Annotated in this window: 17 protein-coding genes; 7 read left to right on the top strand and 10 right to left on the bottom strand. The window is 62.0% G+C overall.

All coding sequences use genetic code 11. The features are described 5' to 3' along the window. Positions 1 to 65: 65 nt before the first annotated feature. Both tsf and rpsB read right to left on the bottom strand, forming a co-directional pair. A complete protein-coding gene (gene tsf, locus ACP15N_RS00740; RefSeq protein ID WP_425090302.1) occupies positions 66 to 941 on the bottom strand; it encodes a translation elongation factor Ts in 876 nt (291 codons plus the stop codon). A gap of 81 nt (positions 942 to 1022) precedes the next feature. Further along, the gene (rpsB, locus tag ACP15N_RS00745) at positions 1023 to 1808 is read right to left on the bottom strand and encodes a 30S ribosomal protein S2 (protein WP_425090303.1); all 786 of its coding nucleotides are present in this window, start codon (positions 1806 to 1808) and stop codon (positions 1023 to 1025) included. Between the two features lie 203 nt (positions 1809 to 2011). On the opposite strand from rpsB, the gene ACP15N_RS00750 reads away from it, so the two are divergent. The 4 genes from ACP15N_RS00750 (at position 2012) to ACP15N_RS00765 (ending at position 4980) form a co-directional block, all read left to right on the top strand. Beyond that, the gene (locus ACP15N_RS00750) at positions 2012 to 2347 is read left to right on the top strand and encodes a cupin domain-containing protein (RefSeq protein WP_425090304.1); all 336 of its coding nucleotides are present in this window, start codon (positions 2012 to 2014) and stop codon (positions 2345 to 2347) included. Positions 2348 to 2388: 41 nt separating this feature from the next. Then, a complete protein-coding gene (locus tag ACP15N_RS00755) occupies positions 2389 to 3261 on the top strand; it encodes a PfkB family carbohydrate kinase (protein ID WP_425090305.1) in 873 nt (290 codons plus the stop codon). 10 nt (positions 3262 to 3271) lie between these two features. After that, the gene (locus tag ACP15N_RS00760; RefSeq protein ID WP_425090306.1) at positions 3272 to 4177 is read left to right on the top strand and encodes a pseudouridine-5'-phosphate glycosidase; all 906 of its coding nucleotides are present in this window, start codon (positions 3272 to 3274) and stop codon (positions 4175 to 4177) included. 95 nt (positions 4178 to 4272) lie between these two features. Then, positions 4273 to 4980: a DUF502 domain-containing protein gene (locus ACP15N_RS00765; protein WP_425090307.1), complete on the top strand. Its 708-nt coding sequence runs from the start codon at positions 4273 to 4275 to the stop codon at positions 4978 to 4980. A 21-nt stretch (positions 4981 to 5001) separates the two neighbouring features. Here the strand turns inward: ACP15N_RS00765 and ACP15N_RS00770 are convergent, their stop codons facing one another. Together ACP15N_RS00770 and ACP15N_RS00775 are read right to left on the bottom strand one after the other, a co-directional pair. Next, complete coding sequence (locus ACP15N_RS00770; RefSeq protein WP_425090308.1) at positions 5002 to 5463, bottom strand: hypothetical protein; 462 nt, start codon at positions 5461 to 5463, stop codon at positions 5002 to 5004. Positions 5464 to 5472: 9 nt separating this feature from the next. After that, the gene (locus ACP15N_RS00775; RefSeq protein WP_425090309.1) at positions 5473 to 7308 is read right to left on the bottom strand and encodes an ABC transporter substrate-binding protein; all 1836 of its coding nucleotides are present in this window, start codon (positions 7306 to 7308) and stop codon (positions 5473 to 5475) included. Positions 7309 to 7662: 354 nt separating this feature from the next. Here ACP15N_RS00775 and ACP15N_RS00780 point away from each other — a divergent pair, with 354 nt between their 5' ends. Genes ACP15N_RS00780 through ACP15N_RS00790 form a run of 3 tightly spaced genes read left to right on the top strand, consistent with a single transcriptional unit; the run spans position 7663 to position 9736 of the window. After that, positions 7663 to 8436 (top strand): 3-hydroxybutyrate dehydrogenase, encoded by a 774-nt coding sequence (locus ACP15N_RS00780; protein WP_425090310.1) that lies wholly within the window; start codon positions 7663 to 7665, stop codon positions 8434 to 8436. Next, positions 8433 to 8693, top strand: coding sequence for a pentapeptide repeat-containing protein (locus tag ACP15N_RS00785; RefSeq protein ID WP_425090311.1), 261 nt, complete (start codon positions 8433 to 8435; stop codon positions 8691 to 8693). Before ACP15N_RS00780 ends, ACP15N_RS00785 begins: the two co-directional genes overlap by 4 nt. 8 nt (positions 8694 to 8701) lie before the next feature. Next, on the top strand, positions 8702 to 9736 hold the full coding sequence (locus tag ACP15N_RS00790) for a patatin-like phospholipase family protein (RefSeq protein WP_425090312.1): 1035 nt from the start codon (positions 8702 to 8704) through the stop codon (positions 9734 to 9736). Positions 9737 to 9934: 198 nt separating this feature from the next. On the opposite strand, the gene phoB is transcribed toward ACP15N_RS00790, so the two are convergent. From phoB to ACP15N_RS00820, 6 genes are all read right to left on the bottom strand, one after another. Further along, on the bottom strand, positions 9935 to 10627 hold the full coding sequence (gene phoB, locus ACP15N_RS00795; RefSeq protein WP_425090313.1) for a phosphate regulon transcriptional regulator PhoB: 693 nt from the start codon (positions 10625 to 10627) through the stop codon (positions 9935 to 9937). 4 nt (positions 10628 to 10631) lie between these two features. Further along, positions 10632 to 11345: a phosphate signaling complex protein PhoU gene (phoU, locus tag ACP15N_RS00800; protein WP_425090314.1), complete on the bottom strand. Its 714-nt coding sequence runs from the start codon at positions 11343 to 11345 to the stop codon at positions 10632 to 10634. Next, positions 11345 to 12139 carry a phosphate ABC transporter ATP-binding protein PstB gene (pstB, locus tag ACP15N_RS00805; protein WP_425090315.1) on the bottom strand — a complete coding sequence of 265 codons (795 nt, stop codon included), beginning with the start codon at positions 12137 to 12139 and terminating at the stop codon, positions 11345 to 11347. The genes phoU and pstB overlap by 1 nt, the downstream gene beginning before the upstream one ends. A gap of 20 nt (positions 12140 to 12159) precedes the next feature. Beyond that, the gene (gene pstA, locus ACP15N_RS00810) at positions 12160 to 13512 is read right to left on the bottom strand and encodes a phosphate ABC transporter permease PstA (protein WP_425090316.1); all 1353 of its coding nucleotides are present in this window, start codon (positions 13510 to 13512) and stop codon (positions 12160 to 12162) included. Beyond that, positions 13509 to 14978 (bottom strand): phosphate ABC transporter permease subunit PstC, encoded by a 1470-nt coding sequence (gene pstC / locus ACP15N_RS00815; RefSeq protein ID WP_425090317.1) that lies wholly within the window; start codon positions 14976 to 14978, stop codon positions 13509 to 13511. The genes pstA and pstC overlap by 4 nt, the downstream gene beginning before the upstream one ends. 68 nt (positions 14979 to 15046) lie before the next feature. Beyond that, positions 15047 to 16072, bottom strand: a complete 1026-nt coding sequence (locus tag ACP15N_RS00820; RefSeq protein WP_425090318.1) for a substrate-binding domain-containing protein — start codon at positions 16070 to 16072, stop codon at positions 15047 to 15049. Positions 16073 to 16088: the final 16 nt, after the last annotated feature.

The following is a 16088-nucleotide window of genomic DNA, read 5'->3' on the forward strand; positions in this document are numbered from 1 at the left end:
TCAGATTTTGCACATAAAAAAGCCCCCGCGCATGCGAGGGCTTCTGCTTGAAATGCTGACGCGGGTCAGGCGTTCATGGTCTTGGCGACTTCGGCGGCGAAATCCTCTTCGACCTTTTCGATCCCCTCGCCCACTTCCATGCGGACAAAGCCGGTGACTTCGACACCGGCCTCTTTGGCGGCGTCTGCCACGGTCAGATCCGGGTTCACGACAAAGGCCTGACCCAGCAGCGTCACCTCAGAGAGGAACTTCTTCATCCGGCCGATGATCATCTTCTCGATCACCTGCTCGGGCTTGCCGGATTCGCGGGCGATGTCGATCTGAACCTGACGCTCCTTCTCGACCACGGCCGGATCCAGGTCTGCCTCGGACAGCGACGCCGGGTTGGCCGCTGCAATGTGCATCGCGATCTGCTTGCCGATGCCGTTATCGGCGCCGTTCAGCGCGACCAGAACGCCGATCTTGCCCATGTCGGGGGCGGCTGCGTTGTGGATGTAGCTGACCACCGTGTCCCCGGACAGCTTCGTCATCCGCCGCAAGGTCATGTTCTCGCCAATGGTCGCGATCTTGTCGGTCAGCGTGGCTTCGATGGTTTTACCATCGACCTCGGCTCCTTTCAGCGCCTCGACGTCCGATACGCCAAGCGCTGCCGTCGCAAAGGATTTCACCATCGCCTGAAACTCGGCGTTCTTGGCGACGAAGTCGGTTTCGGAATTCACCTCGACAGCAACGGCGTTACCGCCATCCACCGCGACGGACACAAGGCCCTCGGCAGCTGTGCGCCCGGACTTCTTGGCCGCTTTCGACAGGCCCTTGGTGCGCAGCCAGTCAACTGCGGCTTCCATGTCGCCCGCCGTTTCCGTCAGCGCTTTTTTCGCGTCCATCATGCCTGCGCCGGTTTTGTCGCGCAGTTCCTTCACCAATGCAGCGGTAATCGCCATGTTGGTATCTCCTGAAAATGTGTGGTCGGTCGGACCGGGGTGTAGCCCGGTCCGTATGTCAGATTGGTGACGGGCGCGGAATCAGCCCTCGGCGGCAGCCGGTTCGACCGACTCTTCCGCCAGAGCTTCTTCGACGTTGCCTTCTTCGAGCGCGCCAAGGTCTACACCGGCCGCACCGAGTTGCGCAGACATGCCGTCCAGAGCCGCGCGGGCCACTAGGTCGCAGTAGAGCGCGATTGCGCGGGCTGCGTCATCATTGCCCGGGATCACGTAGTCCACGCCATCGGGCGAGCAGTTCGTGTCCACCACGGCGACGACGGGAATACCCAGCTTGTTGGCCTCGGCGATGGCAAGGTCCTCTTTCTTGACGTCGATCACGAAGATCAGGTCCGGCACGCCGCCCATTTCGCGGATCCCACCAAGGGAGGCCTGCAACTTCGCCTGGTCGCGCTCCATGCCCAGACGCTCTTTCTTGGTCAGGCCTTCGGCCCCGTCTGCCATCGCCTCGTCGATCTGCTTGAGACGGTTGATGGAGTTGGACACGGTCTGCCAGTTCGTCAGCGTGCCGCCCAGCCAGCGGTGGTTCATGTAGTACTGCGCGCAGCGCTCTGCGGCGTCGGCGATGGGCTTTTGTGCCTGCCGCTTCGTGCCAACGAACAGAACCCGGCCACCCTTGGCCACGGTATCGCGCACAGCCTGCAGCGCCTGGTCGAGCATCGGAACGGTCTGCGTCAGATCCATGATGTGAATCCCGTTGCGGGAGCCGTAAATGTACGGGCCCATGCGCGGGTTCCAGCGTTGGGTCTGGTGACCGAAGTGCACGCCAGCTTCGAGCAGCTGGCGGATATTGAAATCAGGAAGCGCCATCCAATGGTTCCTTTCCGGTTTGCGCCTGAGAGGGGCCACAGAGCGTGTGCTCAACCGGCGGACGTCTTGAGGATGTCTCCCCCAAGGGCCCAAGCCCCTCCTGTGAAGTGCGCGCGGGATACGCCGGGTCGCGAGGGATTGCAACCCCCTACCCCCTTGCGCGATGGTCAGCGGGTGCGAAACATGCAGAACGGAGCCCGCATATGCCATTGCCCACCTTTTTTGACGCTTTTCCAAGCCTTGATATGCCGATGGGTGATGATGTCGTGACCACGCGCGTGGTGCGCTCGGATACGGCGCTCGCGGTTTTCTTTCATATCCACAAGGACCTTGATCTGCCACCGCACAGCCACAAGGGGCAGTGGGGCACGGTGATCGAAGGGGCCATTCGCCTGACCATGAATGGCGAGACCCGCACATATACCCCGGGCGAAAGTTATGAGATCCCGTCAGGGGTCGAACACGCGGCCTTCGTTCCGGCAGGCACCATCGTCTTCGACGTGTTCGAGGAACCCGATCGCTATCCGCTGCGGGGCTGAGCAGTCTGGACCCGCTTGGCGGGCTATGACACACCGGACGCATGGCACCTGATATCCTCTGCATCGGATCGGTCCTGTGGGACATTATCGGCAAGGCCGACCAGCCGATGAAGGCCGGCTACGACGTGCCGGGCCGCATCACGCGCCTGCCCGGTGGTGTTGCCATGAATGTCGCCATGACCTTGCGCCGGATCGGGCTGAGCCCGGGGCTTCTGACTGCGATCGGCACTGACCCGGATGGGGACGAGTTGCTGGATCGTGCGCGGGCCCTCGGCCTGATCACAGATCACATACACCGGATTGATGGCCCGACGGACCGCTATATGGCGGTCGAAGGCACCAATGGCCTTGTTGCTGCCATCGCCGACGCCCACACGTTGGAAGCCGCTGGGGATGCCATCCTTGCGCCGCTCGCGGATGGGCGGCTTGGCACAGCTGCGGCCCCGTGGACCGGCCCGGTGGCCCTGGATGGAAATCTGACCGACACTCTCCTGTCCGAGATCGCGACAAGCCCCCTTTTCGCACGCGCGTCACTCAGTGTGGTTCCAGCCTCCCCGGGCAAGGCGCGGCGCTTGCTGCCATTCCTGAAGGCCTCTCGCGCGACGCTCTACGTCAATCTGATCGAAGCGAACCTGATCGCGGACAAACCCAGCCAGACGACGCAAGCCGCGGCCCATATGCTGCTGGGGATGGGCGCGACGCGGGTGGTGATCACGGATGGCGCCAACCCGGCCACCGACGCCAGCGCGGATCACGATCACACGCTGTCACCGCCGCCCGTGCATGTCCGGCGCGTAACAGGTGCGGGCGACACGTTCATGGCGGCCCATATCGCAGCAACCACCCGCAACGCCGATCCGCGCGCCGCCCTGGAGGCTGCGGTGCAGGCCGCCGCTGCGCATATTTCAAGCTGAGGGGGCCACGATGAAGATTTGCTACAGTGCCGAAGTGGCCGCCGCGCGCGCCGACGGGCATCCGCTCGTTGCCCTTGAGTCGACGATCATCACCCATGGCATGCCGTGGCCGCACAACTTCGAAACCGCAACCGAGGTTGAGGAAACAGTGCGCGACAATGGTGCGATACCGGCGACGATTGCGGTTCTGGACGGCGCGCTCCACGTCGGGCTGGAGGGGGGCGAACTTGAAGCGCTGGCACAGGCTCAAGACGTCGCCAAGCTGAGCCGCGCGGACCTTGCCTTTGCCATGGCAACGGGCAGGACCGGCGCTACCACGGTCGCGGCCACGATGATCGCTGCCCATGCGGCTGGCATCTCGGTGTTTGCGACCGGTGGGATCGGCGGCGTGCATCGCGATGCGGCGGAAAGTTTTGATATCTCCGCGGACCTGAACGAATTGTCCCGCACACCTGTTGCCGTTGTTGCTGCCGGGGCGAAGGCCATTCTCGACTTGCCAAAAACGCTCGAAGTGCTGGAGACGCACGGTGTGCCCGTGATCGCCTACGGCACAGACGCCTTCCCCGCGTTCTGGATGCGTGACAGCGGCCTTTCAGCCCCGTTGCGTGCGGACAGCGCGGACGAGATCGCGCGCGCCATTCGCGTCCGGCTGGACATGGGCCTGTCCGGGGGGCATCTGATTGCCAACCCTATTCCGCCTGAGGCCGAGATCCCTGGGCCCGACATTGTCCCGGTGATAGAGGCCGCGCTCGTGGAGGCACGTAAGCAAAACGTGAGCGCGAAAGACGTGACCCCGTTTCTGCTCGACCGGATATTTCACCAGACCGGCGGCCGGTCGCTGGAGGCGAATATTGCCCTCGTTTTGAACAACGCACGCCTGGGAGCGGAGCTTGCCGTCGCGTTGACGCGACTTTAGGGCGCGAGACATGCGCTGGCGGCCCATGCATGCTTGTGCAGCCCCGCCCTGCCCCCTAGATACAACACGACGTCGCCCTTGGACTTAGACTTCTTGTGAACCTCGAACCCAAACTTTCGGACACGCCTCGACGCGGACCGCTTGGTACTCTGCGCGCGAATTTTCTGACCGGGCTGGTCGTCATTGCGCCGATCGCGGTGACCCTCTGGCTGATCTGGACGGTCGTCGGCGTGATCGACGGCTGGGTCCTGCCGTTCATTCCGAACGCCTATAATCCCGCGGTACTGCTCAAACAGAAATTCGACGTCGATGTTGATATTCGCGGCGTCGGAGTCGTGTTCTTTCTGATATTCACCGTGATCATCGGCTGGCTGGCAAAGGGCCTGCTTGGACGGTCGTTCATTCGCTGGACCGAAGGCATCGTGACCCAGATGCCGGTGGTCCGATCGGTTTACGGCGGGCTCAAGCAGATCGTGGAAACGGTCGTGTCGTCGTCCGATACGACGTTTGAACGCGCCTGCATGGTCGAATATCCGCGCCGTGGTATCTGGGCGATCGCGTTCATCTCCACCAACGCGAAGGGTGAGATTGCGCAAAAGGGCGATGAAGAAATGCTGTCGGTTTTCCTGCCGACCACGCCGAACCCGACCTCCGGCTTCTTGCTGTTCGTACCCCGCGGCGACGTCCGCGTTCTGGACATGTCGGTGGAGGATGCGGCGAAACTCGTGATCTCGGCTGGCTTGGTCTATCCAAACAGCGAGGGCAAGCCCAAGAAAATCCGCAACGTCAAGCTGATGGACTAGCGCGCCCAACCGCAGGTGCCATCAGTCTTCGGGAAAGTGCACGGGGATGTCCGACCCGTCATCCTGCGCCGTCGGGCTGTCCCGCAGAAATGACGGGATCCGTTCACCACGCGTTGAAAGCCGCATCCCGGCATAGTGCTTGAGGTCCTTGCGCAGCACATCCGCGTCCCCGGTGTCCGGCCCCAGCGCCTGGCACAACTGCATGTACAAGACCCGCAAGCTGGAACTGCGGCGCAACCAGGCTTCGATCTCGGCATGTTTGCGCGGCGGCTCGTGCCCGAACCACAGAAAGGTTGCTTGCGGGCGGGTATAGACATCCTGTGCGCGCCAGTAGGCCAGTTTCGCGCGGCGCAGCGGTCGGGCGCGGTTGCGAAAGGACGCGTCAGACAGGGGCCAGATCACACCGACCCCAACGACGAACAGCACCGCCACCACGACCCAGATCCATTGCTCGGACAGCCAGTCCTGCGCTGCGAAAAACACGACCCGCTCCTACCCTGCCCCGTCCTCGAACCACCAGACGTCCGGATGAAACCCGATGAAATCGCCATAGATCGGCAACGTCTCAGGATATTTCAGACGGGCATCGTGGGCGATCCGGGCAATGGGGGCATGCCAGATCGGGATGACATACCGCCCTGCGGTCAGCACCCGGTCCAGCGCGCGCACTGCGGACACGAACCCGTCGTGGTCCTGCGCTGTCAGCATGGCGTCGATCATCGCCTCCACCGCAGGCTGATTTATGCCCGGCAGGTTGCGCGACCCGGGCTCGGTCACACCTTCCCTGCCCCAGTACAGGTACTGTTCGTTCCCCGGGCTCAGCGACAGACCGCGCGTATACCAGGTCATGTCAAAGTCGTACGCATCCGTGCGCTCTCGGTACTGCGCGCTGTCCACAGTGGCAAAGCTTGCGTTGATCCCGAGCCGCTCCAGAGCCTGAAGGTACATGTTCACAATCGATTGCACCTCTGAAGAGCCCTGCGGCAACAAGATCTCGAACGTGAACGGCGTGCCATCCGGGCGCATCATCTGCCCGTCCACAACCGTGAAGCCCGCCTCTTCCATCAGCTTCAGCGCGGTGCGGATGTTGCGCCGGTTGGATGCCCGGCCGTCCGAGCTAGGCAGGGCGTAGCCCTCCAGCGTACCGGGCAGCAGGTCGTCGGAGAAAGGCGCTAGCAACTCGGCCACCTGTCCGGTGGCTGGCCCGTCCTGCATCGCCAGCGGCGAGTTCGAGAAATACGAGGTGATACGGGGTTGCGAGCCGCCATTCAGCGTCTCGTTGACGAACTCGAAGTTGAACGCATGGATCAATGCATCCCGCACCCGCCAGTCGGCAAAGTCCGCGCGCCGCGTGTTCATCGCAAGCCCGGTGATACCCGACGGACGCTTGTGCGGGATGACAGATTTCACCACCCGTCCGTCCCGCACTGCGGGCCAGTCGTATTGCGTGTCCCATTTGGTGGCATTGGTCTCGCGCATCGATGTCAGAATGCCGCTCTTGAAGGCTTCGAACATCACGCCGCCATCGGCAAAGAATTCCATCCGGATCTCGTCAAGATTGTTCGTGCCCCGGCGAAACGGCAAATCCGCGCCCCAGTAGTCGGGGTTGCGGGTCAGGGTGACGAAACGCCCGGCCTCGAAATCGGAAATCACATAGGGCGCGGTGGATATCGGAATGACATCCAACCCCGATTGCGCGAAGTCACGGCCCTCCCATTGCTTTTTCTGCAAGATGGGCCGCATTCCCATGATCAACGCCAGTTCGCGGTTGGGTTCGGCAAACGTGAACCGTACGCCGCGGTCGCCGATCTGTTCGGCAGAGGTCACTTGCGTCCAGCTGCCGCGATACCGCGGGTGGCCCTGCGTCCCGAGGGTCTCGTACGTCCATAGCACGTCTTCCGCCGTCACAGGACTCCCGTCCGAGAATCGCGCCTCCGGGCGAAGCGTGAACTCCACCCAAAGCGCCTCGGGATCCACCTCCACCGATTCGGCGAGCAACCCGTAGAGCGTGAACGGCTCATCATAGGACCGGCCCATGAGGCTCTCGTAGGCCAGGAACCGAAGCTGCCAAGGAACCCGGCCTTTCAGGATGTGCGGATTGAGGCTGTCGAACCCGCCCACCTCGCCCAGAACCAACCGCCCCCCCTTGGGCGCATCGGGGTTGGCATAGGGCAATGACACAAAATCCGGTGGTAAGGCGGGCGTGCCATACATAGCAATGCCATGGGCAGGCTCGGCGCCCGCCTCAGAACCGGCTAACAACGCCACCGCTGCCAAGCCGATCAGGCCACCCTTCATACCTTGCCATGCCGCCAGGATTGGTTTCATTTCCGCTCTTATCCTCGGCTCTGTTTCTTGTTTGTTTACCAGACTATCGCTCCGCGTGCGGGGCGGCAAACTTTTCCCTTGGAAGGCGGAGAATGATTGCTTATAAAGGACTTACTGCTCGATAGGTTTCTTGCCTGTATGAAACCTGCCTCAATGACTTAACCCCGGCTTCGGCCGGGGTTTTTTTTGGTCACGGTATGTTTCAGCTCAGTGGCGTGGTCTTTGGCGTCGCGGCGGGCTCTCGCCATTGTGAGCGCGCCTGCTCCCCGTCACGCATACTGCCCTGCTTTCCTCTGGCTTTCGCGCGCGCGGCATATATTCTGCGCCACAGCAATAGAGGGAAAGGCGCAGATCATGTCGCTCAAAGGGAAAACCGCCATCATCACCGGATCGAACTCCGGCATTGGACTGGGCGTGGCCTGGGAAATGGCCCGCGCAGGCGCGGACGTGGTGCTCAACAGCTTCACGGACCGGGACGAAGACCATGCCATCGCCGCGGAAATCGCGGCCGAGACAGGCACAGGCGCACGATACATCAAGGCCGACATGTCCAAGGGCGACGAATGCCGCGCGCTGATTGAGACCGCGGGGGCATGTGATATCCTGATCAACAATGCCGGCGTCCAGCACGTCAGCCCGATCGACGAGTTTCCGGCCGAGAAATGGGACGCGATCATCGCGATCAATCTCAGTTCCGCCTATCACACCACCGCCGCCGCCCTGCCGGTGATGCGCAAGGCCGGGTGGGGTCGCGTGGTCAACATCGCCTCTGCCCACGGCCTGACAGCCTCGCCTTACAAATCGGCCTATGTGGCGGCCAAGCACGGCGTTGTCGGCCTGACCAAGACCGTCGCGCTGGAGACTGCGCAGGAGCCTATCACCTGCAACGCTGTCTGCCCCGGCTACGTTCTGACCCCGCTGGTCGAAGCCCAGATCCCGGACACGATGGAAAAATACGGGATGGGCCGTGACGAGGTGATCAAGAAAGTCATGCTCGAACGCCAACCCTCCAAGGAGTTCGCGACGGTCGAACAGATGGGCGGCACCTGCGTGTTCCTGTGCTCGGACGCCGCCGCGCAGATCACCGGCACCACGATCAGCGTGGATGGCGGCTGGACAGCGCTTTGAGCCCCGCACCCGCATTCTCGGATCAAGACCTGTCGGGCGCGGCATTTTCAGACGTGCGCATGACAGGCGCTACGTTCGATGACGTGGCTCTGGCCGGAGCTGGATTCCGCAACGTCGATCTCAGCGGGGCGACCTTGTCGAACGTAAACCTGTCCGGTGTGACGGTCGTGGATGCTAATCTGGACGGGATGATCCTGAATGGGATTTTGGTGACAGACCTGCTCGCCTGCTGGCGCGCGCACCAGGCAAAAGGCTGACCGCAGCAATGGCAAAACGACGGATCAATCTGGCCCTGCAGGGGGGCGGCGCGCACGGCGCATACACCTGGGGCGTCCTGGATCGCCTGCTTGAAGAGCCGGAGATCGAAATCGCTGCGATTTCAGGGACTTCTGCCGGAGCTTTGAATGGCGCCGCGGTGAAATCGGGCCTCTCGCATGGCGGCAGCCCGACGAAGGCGCGGGATCATCTTCAGGCGCTGTGGGAGGATATCGGCGCGCTGACAGATCCGCGTCTGGAGCCATGGCTCAGCCTTTTCCCCCTGCAGGCCATCGCCAAAACCATCGAGGCGTCCCCGGCTTACGTGGTCGGCGAACGTGTCAGCCAGGTGCTAAGCCCCTATGACAGTCCGCTGTCGCAGACCAACCCGCTGGAACGGATCGTCGGCAAGTTCACCTTCGATGATATCTGCTGCGAGAGTGGCCCTGCGTTTCACATCTGTGCCACCAATGTGCGCTCGGGCAAGATACGGGTCTTCACCCGGGATGAGATTTCGGTCGATGCAATCATGGCCTCTGCGTGTCTGCCGACCCTGTTCCGCGCGGTGGAGATCCATGACCCCGCAACAGGCCGGCTGGAGGCGTATTGGGATGGCGGCTACACCGGAAACCCCGCGCTCTTTCCGTTCTTTCAGCCGGACTTGCCAAACGATGTGGTGATCATCAACATCAACCCCCTCCACCGCGAAGATGTGCCGCGCACGGGCCGAGAAATTCAAAATAGAATCAACGAGATAAGCTTTAATACGTCGTTGTTGCGTGAATTGCGCGCGATTGATTTCGTCAAGCGCCTGCTGGAGGATGGCAAGGTCAGCCCCGGTACGATGAAGGAAGTCTACGTGCACATGATCGCAGACGATGCGCTGATGACCCAGCTGTCGGTCGCGACCAAGACCGTGCCGAACCCGGCGGTGCTATCACAGTTGAAAACTGCCGGGCGGGCCGCGGCAGAGCGGTTCCTCGATGCGCATCTCGGCGATATCAACGTGTGCGGAACAGTCGACTTGCGCGCGATGTTTGGCTGATCCACGCCCCGATGTTCTGGATCGGGCTTTCAGGCTCCAAGGTGCCTGGGCCCCCCGCATGACCTGCATGTCTGTCCGGGCCATGTACGCATTCGGCGCGCCGACCGGAACGACACCATTCCGACCGGATGGATAAAGTGCGCTGCATCGAGGAAGGACGCGAGCGCAACCTTTGATAAGCGTTTGACCTAGGCCACCCTACCCCAGCGAGTAGCCTGCTCCGCGCACGGTGCGCACAGGATCTTCGCCGCCATGCTGGCACAGCGCCTTGCGCAAGCGCCCGATATGGACGTCAACGGTGCGGGTATCGACATAGATGTCCCGCCCCCAGACCCGGTCGAGCAACTGTTCGCGTGACCACACGCGGCCCGGTTTTTCCATGAACGTGGCCAGCAGGCGAAACTCGGTCGGACCCAGCTTCAGCGATTGCTCGTCTCGGAATACCCGGTGGCTTTCGGCATCCAGCATGATGTCGTCATAGGTCAGCTGCTGACCCACGGTCGAGGGGCGCACACGGCGCAACTGCGCGCGCACCCGCGCCATCAGTTCGATCACCGAATACGGCTTGACCACGTAGTCATCCGCGCCCGTCTCAAGCCCGCGTACGCGATCCACTTCCTCGGACCGGGCCGAGAGCATGATGATCGGGATCGTGCGCGTCTCGGGCTTGGTTTTCAGCCGGCGGCACACCTCGATCCCCGAGACGGCAGGCAGCATCCAGTCCAGCACGATGATGTCGGGCGTTTCCTCTTCCACCAGCACCAGCGCTTCGTCACCGTTTTCCGCCTGCGCCACCCGAAACCCTTCGGCTTCGAGGTTATATGACAGCACTTCGCGCTGCGCAGGTTCGTCTTCGACCAGAAGCACCGAGGGTTGTTCTGTCCGGGTCATGTCTTCACTCTCCGATGGCGACGCTCGTCCGATCGCCCTTGGGCCGGTCTTCTTCGGGCATCTCGCCCGAGACCATGTAGATGACCTGCTCGGAAATGGAGGTCACATGGTCGCCCATACGCTCTATGTTCTTGGCAATGAAATGCAGGTGCATACACGCCGTGATGTTGCGCGGGTCTTCCATCATGTGGGTCAGGAACTCGCGGAACAAGGCGTTATACATCTGATCGACTTCCTTGTCGCGCAGGATGACCGCCTCCGACATTTCCACGTCGAGGCGCATATAGGCATCAAGGGCGTCTTTCAGCATCGCCTCCACATCGCGCGACATGCGGCGCAGGGACGCGAAGGCGTTGCCAACCTCCTGCAATTGCAGCAGGACCGAGGACCGCTTGGCCATGTTCTTGGCATAGTCGCCGATGCGTTCAAGGTTGGCGCTCATCTTCATCACGGTCAGCACGACGCGCAGGTCCGACGCGGTCGGCGCGCGCAGGGCGATCAGCCGGGCGGCCTCCTCGTTGATCTTCTGCTCCAGATCGTCAATCTGCCGGTCGCGCAGCCGCACGGTTTCCGCCAATTCCTCGTCCCGGTTCTCCAGCGCGCGCGCCGCGTCGGTGATCTGTTCCTCGACCATGCCGCCCATCTTCATGATGAGCGCCTGGATCGCCTCGAGATCCCGGTCGAAAGCCGAGGCGATATGTGCGTTGTCAATAACCATTAGCCGATGCGTCCTGTAATATAGCTTTCGGTCCGCGGGTCTTCGGGGTTGGTGAAAATCTGCCCCGTCTCGCCGTACTCCACGAGATTGCCCAGATGGAAAAATGCGGTGCGCTGGCTGACCCGGGCCGCCTGCTGCATGGAGTGGGTGACGATGACGACGGAAAAGCGCTCGCGCAACTCGTCGATGAGTTCCTCGACCTGCGCCGTGGCAATCGGGTCAAGCGCGGAACACGGCTCATCCATCAACAGCACCTCAGGGCTTGTGGCCACAGCGCGCGCGATGCACAGGCGCTGCTGCTGCCCGCCAGACAGGCCGGTGCCCGGCTGGTCCAGACGATCCTTGGCCTCGTCCCATAGTGCGGCACGGCGCAACGACTTCTCGACGATCTCGTCCAGCTCGGCCTTATTGCGGGCCATGCCGTGAATGCGCGGCCCGTAGGCCACGTTGTCATAAATCGATTTCGGAAACGGGTTCGGCTTCTGGAACACCATCCCGACCTTGGCGCGCAACTGAACCGGATCGACCTTGGGGTCGTAGATGTCCTCGCCATCGATCAGGATGTCACCCTCCACTCGCGCAACATCTATCGTGTCATTCATCCGGTTGATGCAGCGCAAGAAGGTGGACTTGCCACAGCCCGAGGGTCCGATAAACGCCGTCACCGTCTTGTCGAGGATATCGACATCCACATCCTTGATGGCGTGCGTGTCGCCGTAATAAACCTGCACAGCCTTGGCGGCGATCTTTGTTTCTTCTGCCACTGCTCTCTCCGTCAGACGCATATCGTTCATAATCTCACTCCCTACCCCGGTTACCAGCGGCGCTCAAACTTGCGGCGTAGCATGATGGCGATAAAGTTCATGACCAGAAGGAAGGCCAGAAGCACGATGATGGCCCCGGACGCCCGTTCCACGAAGGCCGGGTCGGATCGCTGGGTCCAGTTGTAGATCTGCACTGGCAGGGCCGAGGCCGGATCGAAGAAACCTTCGGGCGGACCCGCCGGATACTCGCGCACGAAGGCAACCATCCCGATCAGCAGCAGCGGCGCCGTTTCGCCAAGCGCCTGCGCCAGCCCGATGATCGTGCCGGTCAGGATGCCGGGGGCGGCCAACGGAAGCACGTGGTGGAAGACAGACTGCATTTTCGATGCGCCAATCCCCAAAGCCGCGTCGCGGATCGATGGGGGCACCGATTTCAGCGAGGCGCGTGTCGAGATGATGATCGTCGGCAGCGTCATCAGGGTCAGCACCAATCCACCCACGATCGGGGCCGACTGGGGCAGACCGGCAAAGTTGATGAAGATCGCCAGACCCAGAATACCAAACACGATGGACGGCACAGCCGCGAGGTTCGAGATGTTGACCTCGATCAGATCCGTCAGCCGGTTCTTTGGCGCGAACTCTTCGAGATAGATCGAGGCTGCTACGCCAATCGGCAGCGCGAGACAAAGCACGACGATCATCATGTAGAGCGACCCAATAATCGCCACGCCCAGTCCGGCGGCCTCGGGGCGCTGGCCGGAAGCGTCGGGATTGGTGAAAAAGCTCCAGTTGAACCGCGTCTCCAGCGTGCCGGCTTCCAACAGCGTGTCGGCGAGGATCAGTTGCTCCGGCGTCACGTTCTTGTCAAGGGCGGCGGTTTCCGCAGTCACGCGACCCTTGTAGTAGCCATCGATCCGACCGTTTGCGAGGAACTCGAAGGTCTGAGTCGTGCCGACAACCTGCGGGTTTGCCAGAACGAAGTCACGCAACTGGGCCGGCGCATCCTTGGAAATGATCGCACCCGCGTCCTTGGCGCTCAGCCCCTCGATCACGATGCCGCGCTCCGCCATCTTGCGTTCCATCGCGTCCGCGATCAGGGGCGAATACCCGAAGGTGGACACTTTACGCATCACCTCCAGGTCACGCGTGCCGGACTTGTCCAGCTTGTCTTCGGGCAACTCGATCTCCAGCACGACAAAGGTCTGCTGGAACGAGCTCAGGCCGTTCGACAGGATCGAGGTCAGAAGCAGAACCAGCGCCAAGATCCCGGTGATGACCGCAGCCATGCCGTACATCTTGAACCGAGCCTCGGCCGCATTGCGCTTCTTCGTGCGCTCGTCCTGCACAAGGAGCGAGTTTTTCTTGGGCTGCGGGGCGATCTCCCCGATGCTTGCGTCGGTCATTCGTACTGCTCCCGGTATTTCCGGACAATGTAGAGGGCCAGAACATTCAGCCCCAGCGTGATGACAAAGAGGGTCAGACCCAGCGCAAAGGCGACAAGCGTTTCCGGGCTGGCGAAATCAGTGTCGCCGGTCAGCTGGCTGACAATCTTGACGGTTACGGTCGTCATGGCCTCAAACGGGTTGAGGTCCAGCTTGGCCGCCGCCCCTGCCCCGAGTACGACGATCATGGTCTCACCGATCGCGCGCGAGGCCGCCAGCAGGATCGCCCCCACGATGCCCGGCAACGCGGCAGGGATGATCACCTGCTTGATCGTCTCGGAATGGGTTGCGCCCAGCCCCAACGACCCGTCGCGCATCGATTGCGGCACCGCGTTGATGATGTCATCCGAAAGGGAGCTGACGAACGGGATCAGCATGATCCCCATCACGATGCCGGCCGTCATGACCGAGGATGCGCTTTCACCGAACCCCATGGGTTGTGCGAAGTAATCCCGAAGCAGCGGTCCGACCGTGATCAGGGCAAACAGACCGTACACGATCGTCGGAATACCGGCGAGGATCTCGATCAGCGGCTTGGCGGTCGCGCGCACTTTTGGTCCGGCATATTCGGACATGTAGATCGCTGCGAACAACCCGATGGGCACCGCGACAAGCAGCGCGATGAAGCTGATATACAGGGTGCCCCACAGAAGCGGCACGATGCCAAGCTGCGATGCCCCGCCACGTCCCGAAAAACTCGGTGACCACGTGATGCCGAAGAAGAAGTCGTGCCACGGATACTGCTGAAAGAAGTTCCGCGTTTCGAACAGCATCGACAGGATGATGCCGAGTGTCGTCAGGATGGCGATGGACGACGCGACGATCAGCAAAGACAGGATCGCGGCCTCGACAACGTTGCGCGCCCGAAACGTCTTGTTGGTGCGCGCCAGCGCAAACCCGCACCCCGCGATGGCCAACCCTCCGACCAGAACGGCCATCCACGTGCTCAGCGACGCGCTCAGCGCGCGGTAACTCTGGGCGGCGCGCAGCACGAAAGGTTCGACGTTCGAGCCGAGTGCGATACCTACTTCGCCCAGACGCTGGCGGACATCGGTGAATTCCACCCGGACGCGTTGCGCGTCCTCCTGGCTCATCACGCCCTGCTCAACGGCCAGGTCGAGCCCCTCTGCGACCCGGCGCACGTCAGACATGACCAGACTGCGGGTTGTATCTTCGGAAATGGCGGTGTCTGGGATCAGATCACTGATGCGGTTCTCGATCACAAGGGGTTGGACCAGCAGCCAGACCAGCATGACAAGAAACGCCGGTACGACGGTCATGATGAAGACGTGGCTGCCGTAGTAGGATGGAAGAGAATGCAGATGACGGGCGTCTCTGTCAGCAGAGATCAGCGCTTTCTGGCGCCCCACGATATAGCCCGCGCTCGCCAGAAGCAGGACTGCGATGACAAGCCAAAGAAGCGGCATAGGACCCCCGTCGAAAAAAGCCGTGTGGGAAAGGGCCGGTCAGCCCTTTCCCGTAAGGTCGTCTGCGATTACATCGCTTCGCCGGAAGACACCTTGGACTGCGTGTCGGCCAGCGCCGGGTCGGACACGAGGCCATAGGCGGCCAGCGGGCCATCGGGGCCAGCGATTTCGTCGGACACGAAGAACTCAGCGTATTCCTGAAGACCCGGGATCACGCCGATATGCGCCTTCTTGATGTAGAAGTAGAGCGGACGCGATACGGGGTATTCCCCGGTGGAGATCGCTTCGGTCGTCGGAACCACACCGTTCATGGTTGCGACCTGCAACTTGTCGGTGTTGTTCTCGTAGAACGCCAGACCGAACACGCCGATGCCGTCAGCGTCGGCGTCGATGCGGGCCAGTGTCTCGGTATAGTCGCCATCGATGTCGACGGAGCGGCCATCGGTGCGCAGCGCCATGCACTTCTCTTCTGCGGTGTCCTCGTCAACGCCGGTGTCCAGCATCGCCTGGAAGAACCCACCGTCTTCACACCCCTGCAGGATCACCTTCTCTTCGAAGACTTCGCGTGTGCCGTGCTTGGTGCCGGGAACGAACGCCTGGATTTCCTGTGCGGGGAAGGCAGGGTTTACCTGGTCCCATGTCTCGAAAGTGTTCGCCACGAGCGCACCGTCGATGAAGTGCTCGGCTGCCAGCGCCTTGTACCAGTCCTCGGGAGTGAACTCGAAGGACGGGCCGTTGATGTCGGATGCGAACACGATGCCATCATAGCCGATGCGCACTTCAACGATGTCGGTCACGCCGGCTTCGGCGCAGGCTGCGATCTCGCGGTCACGGATCTTGCGTGATGCGTTCGCGATGTCGATCGTGTTCTCGCCAACACCTTCGCAGAAACGCTTCAGGCCTGCGGAGGACCCACCGGATTCAACGACGGGTGTCGGGAATTCAAAGTTTTCGCCAAACGCTTCGGCCACGATGGCGGCATAAGGCAGAACGGTCGAAGATCCAGCAACCTGAACCTGGTCACGCGCCGACGCGGCGGTCGCGGACACAACGGCGATAGCGGCCGCGGATGCAGCGAGCTTTGCAAAAGACATAAGAGGTCTCTCCTGA

This window comes from Tropicimonas sp. S265A (assembly GCF_049800835.1).
GTDB lineage: Bacteria > Pseudomonadota > Alphaproteobacteria > Rhodobacterales > Rhodobacteraceae > Dinoroseobacter.

Bases quoted from the DNA above. Each gene is read 5' to 3' on its own strand.
- tsf (WP_425090302.1), bottom strand. From the start codon at position 941: ATGGCGATTACCGCTGCATTGGTGAAGGAACTGCGCGACAAAACCGGC.
- rpsB (WP_425090303.1), bottom strand. From the start codon at position 1,808: ATGGCGCTTCCTGATTTCAATATCCGCCAGCTGCTCGAAGCTGGCGTG.
- ACP15N_RS00750 (WP_425090304.1), top strand. From the start codon at position 2,012: ATGCCATTGCCCACCTTTTTTGACGCTTTTCCAAGCCTTGATATGCCG.
- ACP15N_RS00755 (WP_425090305.1), top strand. From the start codon at position 2,389: ATGGCACCTGATATCCTCTGCATCGGATCGGTCCTGTGGGACATTATC.
- ACP15N_RS00760 (WP_425090306.1), top strand. From the start codon at position 3,272: ATGAAGATTTGCTACAGTGCCGAAGTGGCCGCCGCGCGCGCCGACGGG.
- ACP15N_RS00775 (WP_425090309.1), bottom strand. From the start codon at position 7,308: ATGAAACCAATCCTGGCGGCATGGCAAGGTATGAAGGGTGGCCTGATC.
- ACP15N_RS00780 (WP_425090310.1), top strand. From the start codon at position 7,663: ATGTCGCTCAAAGGGAAAACCGCCATCATCACCGGATCGAACTCCGGC.
- ACP15N_RS00790 (WP_425090312.1), top strand. From the start codon at position 8,702: ATGGCAAAACGACGGATCAATCTGGCCCTGCAGGGGGGCGGCGCGCAC.
- phoB (WP_425090313.1), bottom strand. From the start codon at position 10,627: ATGACCCGGACAGAACAACCCTCGGTGCTTCTGGTCGAAGACGAACCT.
- phoU (WP_425090314.1), bottom strand. From the start codon at position 11,345: ATGGTTATTGACAACGCACATATCGCCTCGGCTTTCGACCGGGATCTC.
- pstB (WP_425090315.1), bottom strand. From the start codon at position 12,139: ATGAACGATATGCGTCTGACGGAGAGAGCAGTGGCAGAAGAAACAAAG.
- pstA (WP_425090316.1), bottom strand. From the start codon at position 13,512: ATGACCGACGCAAGCATCGGGGAGATCGCCCCGCAGCCCAAGAAAAAC.
- pstC (WP_425090317.1), bottom strand. From the start codon at position 14,978: ATGCCGCTTCTTTGGCTTGTCATCGCAGTCCTGCTTCTGGCGAGCGCG.
- ACP15N_RS00820 (WP_425090318.1), bottom strand. From the start codon at position 16,072: ATGTCTTTTGCAAAGCTCGCTGCATCCGCGGCCGCTATCGCCGTTGTG.